This is a genomic window from Allobranchiibius sp. CTAmp26, from assembly GCF_017565405.1.
In the GTDB taxonomy this organism is placed as follows: domain Bacteria; phylum Actinomycetota; class Actinomycetes; order Actinomycetales; family Dermatophilaceae; genus Allobranchiibius.
The window spans coordinates 1-13,087 of record NZ_JAGEKR010000007.1 but is presented as its reverse complement, the minus strand read 5'-3'; the positions used below and the strand labels follow the sequence as shown (position 1 = coordinate 13,087).

Sequence of the window (13,087 nt, the reverse complement as noted above, 5' to 3'; positions counted from 1 at the left end):
CGCGAACGCTCAACGAAGGCAGTCGATGTCAGGCCCCAACACGCAGTACGACCCGGTCGAGGTGGCCGCGTTGGACCCCGCGCAGATCGATGCGGCGGTGCAGTCCGCGATCGAGGGGATCGCAGCCGCCGACTCCCTCGAGGCGCTGAAGGTCGCACGCACCGAGCACCAGGGCGACAAGAGCCCTCTGGCGCTGGCCAACCGTGAGATCGGCGCGCTCCCGCCGACCGCGAAGGCCGAGGCCGGCAAGCGCGTCGGCCAGGCCCGTGGTCGCGTCGCCCAGGAGCTCAAGGCCCGTCAGCAGGTCCTCGAGGCCGAGCGCGACGAGCGCATCCTCGCCGACGAGCGCGTCGACATGACGCTGGTTCCGGATCGGCGCCCGCTCGGCCGGCGCCACCCCGTCGAGCTGATGGGGCAGCAGATGGCCGACGTGATGGTCGGGATGGGCTGGGAGATCGCCGAGGGGCCCGAGGTCGAGGCCGAGTGGTTCACCTTCGACGCGCTCAACTTCGACCAGGACCACCCGGCCCGCCAGATGCAGGACACGTTCTACGTCGAGCCGCCGGATGCCGGTCTCGTACTGCGCACGCACACCTCGCCGGTACAGGCCCGCGCCATGCTCGAGCGCGGCGTGCCGCTCTACATCGCCGTCCCGGGGCGGGTGTTCCGCACCGACGAACTGGACGCCACCCACATGCCGGCCTTCCACCAGCTCGAAGGTCTGGCGGTCGACGAGGGCCTGACGATGGCCCACCTCAAGGGCACCCTGGACCGGCTGGCCGCCGAGCTCTTCGGCCCGGAGATCACCACCCGTCTGCGCCCGTCGTACTTCCCGTTCACCGAGCCGTCCGCCGAGATGGACCTGCGCTGCTTCGTGTGCCACGGCAACGACCCGGACTGTCGCACCTGTGGCGGCACCGGATGGATCGAGTGGGGCGGCTGCGGGATGGTCAACGAGAACGTGCTCCGCGCGTGCGGCGTCGACCCGCGGAAGTACTCCGGCTTCGCCTTCGGCATGGGCATCGACCGGGCGCTGATGTTCCGCACCGGTGTGGCCGACATGCGAGAGATGATCGAGGGCGACGTGCGCTTCAACAGCCAGTTCGGGATGGAGATCTGATGCGGGTGCCCGTCGAATGGCTGCGCGAGTACGTCGAGGTGGCACCGGGGACGACCGGCGCGGACATCGCCGCCTCCCTGGTGCGTGTCGGTCTGGAGGAGGAGGGGCTGCACGGCGCCGACATCACCGGACCGCTGGTGGTCGGCCGGGTGATCTCCGCCGACCCCGAGCCGCAGAAGAACGGCAAGACGATCAACTGGTGCCAGGTCGACGTGGGCGACGCCAACGGCACCGGTGAGCCGCAGGGCATCGTCTGCGGCGCGCACAACTTCGTCGCGGGCGACTGGGTCGTCTGCGTGCTGCCCGGTGGCGTGCTGCCCGGGGATTTCTCGATCGCGGCGCGCAAGACCTACGGGCACGTCAGCGCCGGGATGATCTGCGCCGCGGACGAGCTCGGGCTGCCCGACGACGGCTCCGGCGGGATCATCCGGCTGGCCGAACTGCTGCCCGGCGCCGACCTGGTGCCCGGCCAGGACGCCGTCGCGCTGCTCGGGCTCGACCGCGTGACGGTCGAGATCAACGTGACCCCCGACCGCGGCTACTGCTTCAGCCTGCGCGGCGTCGCACGCGAGTACTCCCACGCCACCGGCGCCGCCTTCACCGATCCGGTGCCCACGCTGGCTCGGCGAGCGCCGCACGGCAGCGATGACGGCTTCGCGGTGCGCCTGGACGACCAGGCACCGCTGCGCGGTCAGCCCGGGTGCCGCCGCTACGTCACCCGCACCGTGCGAGGTATCGACCAGGGCGCCCCCACCCCCGCCTGGATGGCGACCCGGCTGACCGAGGCCGGGATGCGGCCCATCTCCCTCACCGTCGACATCAGCAACTACGTGATGCTGGCGCTGGGTCAGCCCACCCACACCTTCGACCTCGCGTCCATCACCGGACCCATCGTCGTCCGCCGGGCAGCTGCCGGTGAGACCTTGAAGACCCTCGACGACCAGGAGCGTTCGCTCTTCGACGAGGACCTGCTGATCACCGACGGTGGTGACCGCGTGCTCGGCATCGCCGGGGTGATGGGCGGCGCCGACACCGAGATCTCAGGTTCCACCACCGACGTGCTGATCGAGGCGGCCAACTTCGACCCGGTCTCCATCGCCCGCTCGGCCCGGCGGCACAAACTGCCGTCGGAGGCCGCGCGCCGGTTCGAACGCGGCGTGGACATCGAGCTGGCACCCGCAGCCGCCCAGCTGATCGTCGACCTGCTCGTCGAGTACGCCGGGGGAGTCGCGGACGAAGGCGCGACCGACGTAGGCGACGGACTCCCCGCTGTGAGCATCGATCTCGACCTCACCCTGCCGACCCGCCTCGTCGGTGTCGCGTACGACGAGGATGAGGTCGTCGACGTCCTACGGCAGATCGGTTGCGCCGTCGAGGTGTCCGGCGATCGCGCTCGCGTCAGACCTCCGACCTGGCGCCCCGACCTCACGACCGGCCCGGACCTCGTGGAGGAGGTGGCGCGCATCCACGGGTACGACGCCATCCCCTCGGTGGTGCCCCGTCCGCCCGGCGGGCGTGGCCTGACCCGGAGCCAGCAGGCCCGGCGGATGGTGGCGGAGCTGCTGGCCGGTCGCGGCCTGCAGGAGACCTGGAGCGCGCCGTTCATCAGCGCGCAGGTGCTGCAGCGGCTCGGGATCGACGTCGCCGACCCCCGCAGCCAGGCCGTCAAGATCGCGAATCCGCTGTCCCAGGAGGCCGACCTCTTCCGTACGACACTGCTGCCCGGACTGTTCGACACGTTGCGACGCAACGTCTCCCGCGGTGCTCGCGACCTCGCGCTCTTCGAGGTCGGGCTCGTCGCCCTGCCGGACGGTCAGGGACGCACGGCGCCCACCGAGGAGCCCGGCATCCGCCCGGACGACGCCACCCTGGCGCGGATCCGCGCGGCCGTGCCCCCGCAACCGCGTCAGGTCGCCTTCGCCCTGACCGGGGAACGCGATCGCACCGCCTGGTGGGGTCCCGGACGCGGCGCGGACTGGACGGACGCCCTGGAGATCGTGCGCGATCTCGGACAGGCTCTGGGCCTCACGCTCACCACGGCCGCCGCCGAGCGGGCGCCCTTCCACCCCGGCCGCTGCGCCGTGGTGACCGTCCCCGATGGCCGGACGGCCGGCTGGGTCGGTGAGGTGCACCCGAAGGTCTGTGAGGCACTGGAGCTACCCGCACGCACCGTGGCGGGTGAGCTGGACCTCGACGTGCTGCTCGCCGCGAGCGAGGGCGACACGCTCTCGGCGCCGGTCTCGACGTACCCGATGGCTAGCAGCGACGTGGCTCTCGTTGTCGACGACACCGTGCCGGCCGCACGGGTCGAGGCAGCGCTGCGCGCCGGTGCCGGCGAACACCTCGAAGCCGCGGCTCTCTTCGACCTCTACTCCGGTGAGCAGGTCGGCGAGGGCAAGAAGTCCCTGGCGTACCGATTGCAGTTCCGCGCGCCGGACCGCACCCTCACCACGTCCGAGGTGAATGCGGCCCGCGACCGTGCCGTGTCCCGCGCCGAGCAGGAGACCGGGGCGTTCCAGCGCGGCGCATGACTATGCAAAGTCATGTATTGTCATGCACATGCTGAAGGTCGCGGTCGCAGGAGCCAGCGGGTACGCGGGCGGGGAGATCCTGCGCCTGCTGCTCGGGCGTCCCGACGTGCAGATCGGGCACCTGACGGCGGCGTCCAGCGCCGGACGGACGCTCGGTGAGGTGGCGCCCCACCTCGGCCCGTTGGCCGACCGCGTGCTGCTGGACTCCACGGCCGAGCACCTGCGTGACCACGACGTGGTGTTCCTCGCGTTGCCGCACGGCGCATCCGCCGCGATCGTGGAGCAGCTGTCGCCGGACACGGTGGTCATCGACTGCGGCGCGGACTTCCGGCTGCAGGACGCCGATGCATGGACCACGTTCTACGACACGCCGCACGCCGGCACCTGGCCGTACGGCCTGCCCGAGCTGCTCACGACCGACGGTCGGCAGCGGGACGTTCTGCGCGGGGCTCGCCGCATCGCGGTCCCCGGCTGCTATCCGACCGCGTGCACCCTGGCGCTGGCACCCGCGTTCGCTGCAGGGCTGGTGCAGCTCCGGGACGTGGTCATCGTCGCGGCCAGCGGCACCTCCGGTGCCGGACGCAGCCTGAAACCGCACCTGCTCGGTGCCGAGGTGATGGGTGCGATGTCGCCGTACGGCGTCGGCGGCACTCACCGGCACACCCCCGAGATCGAGCAGAATCTCACCGCGGCGAGCGGCGGTCCGGTGCGGGTGTCGTTCACCCCGACTCTCGCCCCGATGCCGAGGGGCATCCTCGCCACCTGCACGGCGCCGCTCGCCGAGGGCGTCGATCCCCGACAGGTCCGCGAGGCGTACGCCGCGGCGTACGCCGACGAGCCGTTCGTCAAGGTGCTCCCTGCCGGATCGTGGCCGTCGACCGGCAGCGTGCTCGGATCCAACCTGGTCCACCTGCAGGTCGAGGTCGACGAACGGGTCGGCAGGCTGGTCGCGGTCGCGGCGGTCGACAACCTGACCAAGGGCACCGCGGGCGCCGCCGTGCAGTGCATGAACCTGGCGCTCGGGCTCCCCGAGACCACCGGCCTGCCCACGGCGGGGATCGCGCCGTGACCATGACCAGCAGAGGGAGTACGCCGTGAGTGTGACCGCACCGCAGGGGTTCCGGGCCGCCGGTGTGACCGCCGGTCTGAAGGCCAGTGGCGATCCCGACGTGGCGCTCGTGGTGAACGACGGGCCCGACCACCACGCGGCCGCAGTCTTCACCAGCAACCGCATCGAGGCTGCGCCGGTCACCTGGAGTCGGCAGGTCGTCTCCGACGGCCGCGCCGACGCCGTGATCCTCAACTCCGGCGGCGCGAACGCGCTCACGGGCGCACAGGGATTCGCCGACACCCACCGCACGGCCGAGGCGACCGCGGCTGCCCTGGGGGTGTCTGCCGGTGACGTCGTGGTGTGTTCGACGGGGCTGATCGGCGAGTTGTTGCCGATGGACAGACTGCTGTCAGGTGTCACGCGCAGCGTGGATGCCCTGGACGCGCAGGGCGGCACGGCAGCTGCCACCGCGATCATGACCACCGACACGCACCCCAAGCAGGCGACGGTCGCCCGGTCCGGGTGGTCGGTCGGCGGGATGGCCAAGGGCGCGGGGATGCTGGCGCCGGCCCTGGCCACGATGCTGGTGGTGATCACCACCGACGCCGTGGTCGACCCCGCCGACCTCGAAGCAGCGCTGCGTGCGGCCACCGAGATCACCTTCGACCGGATCGACTCCGACGGGTGCCAGTCCACCAACGACACGGTCCTGGTGCTCGCGTCGAGTGCTTCCGGCGTCACGGTGGATCGCGCGGAGCTGACGGACGCCCTCACCACGTGCTGCGCCGATCTGGCACGTCAGCTGATCGGCGACGCGGAGGGCGCGCACCACGACATCAGCATCGAGATCCGTTCGGCCCTCTCCACGACCGAGGCGCTCGAGGTCGGGCGCGCGATCGCGCGCAACAACCTCTTCAAGTGCGCGGTCTTCGGCAACGACCCGAACTGGGGCCGGGTGCTCGCAGCTGTCGGCACGACGTACGCGAGCTTCGACCCTGCCGAGCTGGACGTCTGGATGAACGGGGTGCAGGTGTGCCGCTCCGGGGGCGTGGGAGATGACCGCGCCGGAGTCGACCTGACCGGTCGGGAGGTGCAGGTCGTGGTCGCCCTCCACGCGGGGGAGGCGGCGGCGACGATCTGGACCAACGACCTCACCCACGAGTACGTGCACGAGAACTCGGCGTACAGCACATGACCCTGCGCCCGCCGACCGACCTGATCGGCGCCGCCGACAAAGCCGTCACCCTGGTCGAGGCGCTCCCGTGGCTGGAGCGATTCCGCGACGCGCTCGTGGTGATCAAGTACGGCGGCAACGCGATGACCGACGACGCCCTCAAACTGGCGTTCGCCCAGGACGTCGCCTTCCTGCGGTACGCCGGGCTGCGTCCGGTCGTCGTGCACGGCGGCGGCCCGCAGATCCAGATCATGCTCGACCGATTGGGCCTGCGATCCGAGTTCAAGGCCGGCCTGCGCGTCACCACCCCGGAGGTGATGGAGGTCGTGCGGATGGTGCTGACCGGCCAGGTCTCCCGGGAGCTGATCGGCCTGATCAACCAGCACGGATCCCTGGCGGTCGGATTGTCCGGTGAGGACGGCTCGCTCTTCGGTGCGCGTCGGCGCGGTGCGCTGATCGACGGCGAGGAGGTCGACATCGGGCTCGTCGGCGACGTGGTCACCGTCAACCCGGCCGCCGTCCGCGACCTGCTCGACGCCGGGAGGGTGCCCGTCGTGTCCTCGGTCGCGCCGGACCTCGGCGAGCCGGGCCAGGTGCTCAACGTCAACGCCGACACGGCCGCCTCCGCCCTGGCCGTCGCGCTCGGTGCGCACAAGCTCGTCATGCTCACCGATGTCGAGGGCATCTACGCGAGTTGGCCGGACCGCGACAGCCTCCTCAGCTCCCTGTCTCTTGAGCGCGCCGAAGAGCTGCTGGCAGAAGTGGATTCGGGGATGGTGCCCAAGCTCGAGGGGTGCATCCGCGCGATCCGTGGGGGAGTGCCGCAAGCACACGTGATCGACGGCCGCCGGGCGCACTCGCTGCTGCTCGAGGTCTTCACCGACGAAGGGATCGGCACCATGGTGCTTCCGCAGGACGACGCATGACCGCCCAGCAGGAGTTGCTGCAGCGGTACGAGGGCAGTCTGCTGAACGTGTTCGGCACCCCTCCACTCGTGCTGACGCACGGCGACGGCTGCTACGTCTGGGATGCGGACGGGCGGCGCTACCTGGACCTGCTCGGAGGCATCGCCGTCAACGTGCTCGGCCACGGTCACCCCGCGCTGGTGGCCGCGGTGTCCAAACAGGCGGCCGAAGCCATCCACATCTCCAACCTCTTCACCTCCCGGCCGCAGATCGAGCTCGCCGAGCAGCTGCTGCGGGTCGCGGCGGCGCCTCAGGGCTCGCGGGTGTTCTTCGCCAACTCCGGCGCCGAGGCGATCGAAGCGGCGATCAAGCTCGCGCGGCGTACCGGTCGGCCGGGCATCGTCGCCGCCGAGGGAGCCTTCCACGGGCGCACCACCGGCGCACTCGCACTCACCCACAAGGCCGCGTACCGCACGCCGTTCGAACCATTGATGCCCGGCGTGAGTCATGTCCCGTACGGCGACGTCGACGCGTTGGCGTCGCAGGTCACCTCTGAGACCGGCGCGGTCATCCTGGAGCCGGTGCAGGGCGAGGCGGGCGTCATCGTGCCGGACCCCGCCTACCTGCGGGCGGCCCGCGACATCACCACGGCCGCAGGGGCACTCCTCATCCTCGACGAGATCCAGACCGGCATGGGGCGCACGGGCCGCTGGTTCGCCCACCAGCACACCGACGTCGTGCCGGACGCGATCACGGTGGCCAAGGGACTGGGCGGGGGAGTGCCGATCGGTGCCCTGGTGACCTACGGCGAACAGGTGTCACACCTACTGCAGCCGGGCCAGCATGGATCCACGTTCGGCGGCAATCCGCTGGCGGCCGCAGCTGGCCTGGCGGTGGTCCAGACCATCGAGGAGCAGGGTCTGCTCGCTCACGCCGAGCGTCTCGGTCGCCATCTCGCCGATCGCATCCGCGACCAGGCCCCGGCCGGAGTCACCGGCGTGCGGGGGATCGGCCTGCTGCAGGCGATCACGCTCGCCGAACCGATCGCGCCCGCGGTCGCCATCGCCGCCCGTGACGCCGGCTTCATCGTCAACCCCGTGGCGCCGCAGGCACTTCGGCTGGCACCTCCCCTGGTGCTGAGTACGACCCAACTCGACCAGTTCCTGGATGCCCTGCCGGGCATCCTGCAGGAGGCGACCTCATGACCCGACACTTCCTGCGCGACGACGACATCACCCCGGAGGAGCAGGCCCGGATCCTGGCCGAGGCGGCCCGCCTGAAGGTGGACCGGTTCGCCGCCCGGCCGTTGGAGGGTCCCCGCTCGGTCGCGCTGATCTTCGACAAGCCCACGCTGCGGACCCAGTTGTCCTTCTCCACAGGCGTGTCCGAACTGGGCGGCTACCCGGTGGTCGTCGACGGGTCGATGGCCCAGATCGGGGTGCGCGAGTCGATCCCGGACTGCGCTCGCGTCCTCGGCCGGCAGGTGGCGGCGATCGTGTGGCGCACCTTCGACCAGTCCCGGATCGAGGAGATGGCGCAGTACGCCGGGGTGCCGGTGGTCAACGCCCTCACCGACCAGTTCCACCCGTGCCAGATCCTGGCCGATCTGCTGACCATCACCGAGCACCGCGGCCGACTCGCCGGTCTCACCGCGGCGTACGTCGGCGATGCCGCCAACAACATGGCGCACTCCTACCTGCTGGGTTTCGCGACCGCGGGCATCCACCTGCGGGTCGGCGGGCCGAACGTCGCGCAGGTGGACCCGGACGTCGTACGCCGCGCCCGTGAGATCGCCGACACGACAGGGGGATCGGTCACCCTCACCGACGATCCGCGCGCTGCTGTCGACTCCGCCCAGGCCGTCATCACCGATACGTGGGTGTCGATGGGTCAAGAGGGTGAGTCCGCGACCCGCAAGGGCGAGGACTCCCCGTTCGCGCCGTACGCGGTGGACGCCGCGTTGCTGTCCCACGCCGCGAACGACGCGATCGTCCTGCACTGTCTACCGGCCTACCGCGGGTTCGAGATCAGCGCCGAGGTGATCGACGGACCGGCGTCGGTGGTCTTCGACGAGGCCGAGAACAGGCTGCACGCGCAGAAGGCGCTGCTGTCGTTCGTGCTGGGGCAGTCATGATCCCGGCGACCCGTACGGCGCGTCAGCAGCTCATCGTCGAGGTCATCACCTCCGAGCGCGTCCACTCCCAATCGGAGCTGGCTGACCATCTGGCTCGCAGCGGGGTGGAGGTCACGCAGGCGACGCTCTCGCGGGATTTGGTGCAGCTCCGGGCCGCCAAGGTGCGCGACGGCTCGCAACTGATCTACGCCGTCCCCGCCGAGGGTGGCGACGACAGGATGCGAGCCCCCGCCGAGAGCGGCGAGGTGGACGAACGCCTGCGGCGGGTGTGCGCCGAACTGCTGGTCACCGCGACGGTGACCGAGAATCTCGTGATCCTGCGGACCCCGCCGGGCGCCGCGAACTACCTGGCGTCAGCGATCGACCACTCCTCGCCGCGCGACGTGGTGGGCACCCTCGCCGGGGACGACACCGTCATGGTGGTGGCAAGCTCGGCCGCCACCGCACCGGCGGTGGCACGCGCGCTGCTGGACGCAGCGGAGAACACCGACCCCGCACGCGATCAAGGAGATGCCCAGCAATGACGCACGAGACCCCGGCGACCCCCGTCAGCCTCTGGGGCGGGCGGTTCAGCGACGGGCCGGCCGACGCACTGGCGGCCCTCTCGAAGTCGACGCACTTCGACTGGCGGCTCGCGTCGTACGACATCCGCGGTTCCCGAGCGCATGCCCGGGTGCTGCACGGGGCGGGGTTGCTGTCGCCGGAGGATCTCGCCGCGATGCTGGATGCGCTCGACCGGCTGGCGGACGACGTGGCGAGCGGCGCGTTCGTCCCGGCGCCGGAGGACGAGGACGTGCACACCGCGCTCGAACGTGGGCTGATCGATCGTGCCGGCGCGGAGGTGGGGGGTCGGCTGCGCGCCGGCCGGTCCCGCAACGACCAGATCGCCACGCTCTTCCGCGTGTTCCTGCGCGAGCACTCCCGTGAGGTCGGGGGGCTGCTGCTCGATGTGGTCGACGCCCTCGTGCTGCACGCCCGCGCGCACCTCGGGGTCGCCATGCCGGGCCGGACCCACCTGCAGCACGCGCAGCCGGTGCTGCTGTCCCACCACCTGCTCGCGCACGCCTGGGCGCTGCTGCGCGACGTCGACCGGCTGCGGGACTGGGACGTGCGAGCTGACGAGTCGCCGTACGGCGCGGGTGCGCTGGCGGGTTCCTCGCTCGGCCTGGACCCGCTCGCGGTGGCCCGTGAGCTGGGGTTCAGCACGTCGTCGCCGAACTCCATCGACGGCACCGCGAGCCGCGACGTCGTCGCCGAGTTCGCGTTCGTCGCCGCGATGTCCGCGGTGGACATCTCACGGATCGCCGAGGAGGTGATCCTCTGGGCCACCCGGGAGTTCTCCTTCGTCACGCTCGACGACGCCTACTCCACCGGGTCGAGCATCATGCCGCAGAAGAAGAACCCCGATGTCGCCGAGCTCGCGCGCGGCAAGGCGGGTCGTCTCGTCGGCGATCTCGCCGGCCTGCTGACGACGCTCAAGGGACTTCCGCTCGCGTACAACCGCGATCTGCAGGAGGACAAGGAGCCGATCTTCGACGCGGTCGACACGTTTGAGGTGCTGCTCCCGGCGTTCTCGGGGATGGTCGCGACGCTCACCTTCGACACGGCGCGGCTGGAGTCCCTCGCCCCGCAGGGGTTCGCCCTCGCCACCGACATCGCCGACTGGCTCGTGCGTCAGGGGGTGGCGTTCCGGATCGCGCACGAGGTCGCCGGCGCGTGCGTGCGGGTCTGCGAGTCGCGCGGCATCGAGCTGTGGGAGCTCACGGACGAGGACCTGCAGGAGATCGACCCTGCTTTGCAGCCCGGTGTCCGCGAGGTGCTGAGCGTCCCGGGGTCGCTCGCTTCGCGCGACTCCCGAGGCGGCACCGCTCCCGACCGGGTGCGCGAGCAGCTGCAGGAGGTCGATGCGCGGAACGGCGAGCTGCGCACCTGGACCCGGCGGGCTCCTGGGGACCACGCCGCGGAATGACCGGGTCCTCGTCGCTGCCGTTCCCTCTCGACGGTTCGGTGGACGTGCTCGACGTGGCGCCGAGGATGCTCGGGGCGTACGTCGAGCATGCCGGCGTCGGGGTGCGGATCTGCGAGGTCGAGGCGTACGACGGCGCGAACGACCCGGGGGCTCACGGTTTCCGGGGGCAGACGCCCCGCAACTTCGTGATGTTCGGGCCGCCCGGTCACCTCTACGTCTACTTCACCTACGGGATGCACTACTGCATCAACGTCGTCTGCGGTCCGCCGGGACACGCTGCCGGACTGCTGCTGCGGGCAGGACAGGTCGTGCAGGGGGTCGACCTCGCCCGCGAACGCCGGGGCCGACAGGGCACACTCGCCGACCGGGACCTTGCCCGAGGGCCCGCGCGGCTGGCCCAGGCACTCGCTTTCACCGATCTGCGCCGCAACGGGACCGATCTGAGCGACCCCGACTCACCGGTGCAGGTCCGGGCGGGGGAGCCCGTGCCGCCGACGGCGGTACGGACGGGCCCGCGGGTAGGGGTCAGCGGTGCGGGCGGCGACGGCGCGACGTACCCCTGGAGGTTCTGGATCGACGGCGACCCCCACGTCTCGACGTACCGCCCGTCGAAACCCCGTCGACGTACCTGAGACTGGTGCGGCAGCCTGCACCCACGACACGGCGCACCCCGACGGGACGCCACGGAAGGAACCGAGACCAGTGACTGACATCTTCGAGGAGCTGCAGTGGCGCGGCATGGTGGCCCAGACCACCGATGAGACCGCCCTGCGCGATGCGCTCGCGAGCGGCCCTCTGACGGTCTACTGCGGTTTCGACCCGACCGCCCCGTCACTGCACTTCGGCAATCTCGTCCAGCTGGTCCTGCTGCGACGTCTGCAGCGCGCCGGGCACCACGTGCTGTGCCTGGTCGGCGGCTCGACGGGTCTGATCGGCGATCCGCGGCCCACGGCCGAGCGGGTGCTGAAGACACCCGAGCAGACCGCGGAGTGGGTGAGCCGGATCGAGGAGCAGGTGCGCCCGTTCCTGGACTTCGACGGTGCCAACCCGGCCCGGATCGTCAACAACCTGGACTGGACCAGCAGCATCTCGGCGCTGGACTTCCTGCGCGACATCGGCAAGCACTTCCGGGTCAACACGATGATCAAGAAGGACGCCGTCGCGGCGCGCCTGAACAGCGAGCACGGCATCAGCTACACCGAGTTCAGCTACCAGGTGCTGCAGGGCCTGGACTACCTGCACCTGTTCCGCGAGTACGGCTGCACGTTGCAGACCGGGGCGGTCGACCAGTGGGGCAACATCCTGGCCGGCGCCGACCTCATCCGCTCCAGCGAGGGTGCGGCGGTCCACGTGCTGACCACCCCGCTGCTGACCGACTCCAGTGGACGCAAGTACGGCAAGTCCGAGGGCAACGCCGTCTGGCTCGACGCGCAGATGTTCAGCCCGTGGGCGTTCTACCAGTTCTGGATCAACGTCGACGACGCCGAGGTGGTGACCCTCCTCAAGGTGCTGACGGATCTGGACCTCGCCGAGATCGGGCCCCTGGAGCAACAGGTGCGCGACGAGCCCTTCCGCCGTACCGCGCAGCGCACGCTGGCCGAACTGGTCACCACACTCGTGCACGGCGCCGACGCGACCAGGTCCGCGCAGGCGGCCGCAGAGGCGCTCTTCGCCAAGGGGGACGTGAATGCACTCGACGAACGCACCCTGCAGGACGCCACGGCGGAGCTTCCCGGCGCAGTGGTGCAGGCGGGGGCGACCATCGTCGATGCGCTGGTGCAGACGGGAGTGGCGGAGAGCCGCAACGCCGCCCGCCGGCTGATCGACGAGGGCGGGATCTCGCTCAACAACGTCAAGGTGACGAACGCGGAAGCCACCCTCACCGAGGCCGACTACCTCCACGGACGGGTGGCCCTGATCAAGCGTGGACGCAAGCATCTGGTGGCTGCACGGCGTGCGTGAGAGCCGATTTGGCCGCACCCGACCCGGTGTCGTACGCTCTTGCCCACTGCCTGACGGAGGCACAGACGGCGAGCAGCCGGCTGGTCCGCAGTTCAGTGAATACCCAGCATCACGAACGAAATCCCCCGCTTCGCTCGATTTGGAAGCAGCCGGGAAGTGGTGCTAAGTTAGAGAAGTTGCCCCGGAGAAATGCAGACAAGATCTGCGTGTAACGGTCGCGATCGTTTCTTGATAACTCAAC

The 13,087-nt window shown here is 70.7% G+C and carries 11 protein-coding genes; all 11 read left to right on the top strand.

Features of this window, described 5'->3' with window-relative positions; translation table 11 throughout:
- The first annotated feature begins 25 nt into the window (after nt 1–25).
- The 11 genes from pheS to tyrS all read left to right on the top strand — a co-directional run bounded on the left by pheS (nt 26) and on the right by tyrS (nt 12,846).
- Entirely contained in the window at nt 26–1,120 is a 1,095-nt protein-coding gene (gene pheS, locus J4030_RS04960; RefSeq protein ID WP_208048114.1) for a phenylalanine--tRNA ligase subunit alpha, read from the top strand.
- The gene (gene pheT / locus J4030_RS04955; protein WP_208048113.1) at nt 1,120–3,651 is read left to right on the top strand and encodes a phenylalanine--tRNA ligase subunit beta; all 2,532 of its coding nucleotides are present in this window, start codon (nt 1,120–1,122) and stop codon (nt 3,649–3,651) included. The genes pheS and pheT overlap by 1 nt, the downstream gene beginning before the upstream one ends.
- Nucleotides 3,652–3,679: 28 nt before the next feature.
- Entirely contained in the window at nt 3,680–4,720 is a 1,041-nt protein-coding gene (gene argC / locus J4030_RS04950; RefSeq protein ID WP_208048112.1) for an N-acetyl-gamma-glutamyl-phosphate reductase, read from the top strand.
- 25 nt (nt 4,721–4,745) lie between these two features.
- On the top strand, nt 4,746–5,897 hold the full coding sequence (gene argJ, locus J4030_RS04945) for a bifunctional glutamate N-acetyltransferase/amino-acid acetyltransferase ArgJ (protein ID WP_208048111.1): 1,152 nt from the start codon (nt 4,746–4,748) through the stop codon (nt 5,895–5,897).
- Complete coding sequence (gene argB / locus J4030_RS04940) at nt 5,894–6,802, top strand: acetylglutamate kinase (protein ID WP_208048110.1); 909 nt, start codon at nt 5,894–5,896, stop codon at nt 6,800–6,802. Before argJ ends, argB begins: the two co-directional genes overlap by 4 nt.
- Entirely contained in the window at nt 6,799–7,986 is a 1,188-nt protein-coding gene (locus J4030_RS04935; RefSeq protein WP_208048109.1) for an acetylornithine transaminase, read from the top strand. The genes argB and J4030_RS04935 overlap by 4 nt, the downstream gene beginning before the upstream one ends.
- Entirely contained in the window at nt 7,983–8,915 is a 933-nt protein-coding gene (gene argF / locus J4030_RS04930) for an ornithine carbamoyltransferase (protein ID WP_208048108.1), read from the top strand. The genes J4030_RS04935 and argF overlap by 4 nt, the downstream gene beginning before the upstream one ends.
- Complete coding sequence (gene argR, locus J4030_RS04925) at nt 8,912–9,439, top strand: arginine repressor (RefSeq protein WP_208048107.1); 528 nt, start codon at nt 8,912–8,914, stop codon at nt 9,437–9,439. Before argF ends, argR begins: the two co-directional genes overlap by 4 nt.
- Nucleotides 9,436–10,884 carry an argininosuccinate lyase gene (argH, locus tag J4030_RS04920; protein WP_208048106.1) on the top strand — a complete coding sequence of 483 codons (1,449 nt, stop codon included), beginning with the start codon at nt 9,436–9,438 and terminating at the stop codon, nt 10,882–10,884. Before argR ends, argH begins: the two co-directional genes overlap by 4 nt.
- A complete protein-coding gene (locus J4030_RS04915; protein WP_208048105.1) occupies nt 10,881–11,516 on the top strand; it encodes a DNA-3-methyladenine glycosylase in 636 nt (211 codons plus the stop codon). The genes argH and J4030_RS04915 overlap by 4 nt, the downstream gene beginning before the upstream one ends.
- 70 nt (nt 11,517–11,586) lie before the next feature.
- On the top strand, nt 11,587–12,846 hold the full coding sequence (gene tyrS / locus J4030_RS04910; RefSeq protein WP_208048104.1) for a tyrosine--tRNA ligase: 1,260 nt from the start codon (nt 11,587–11,589) through the stop codon (nt 12,844–12,846).
- The last annotated feature ends 241 nt before the right edge of the window (nt 12,847–13,087 follow it).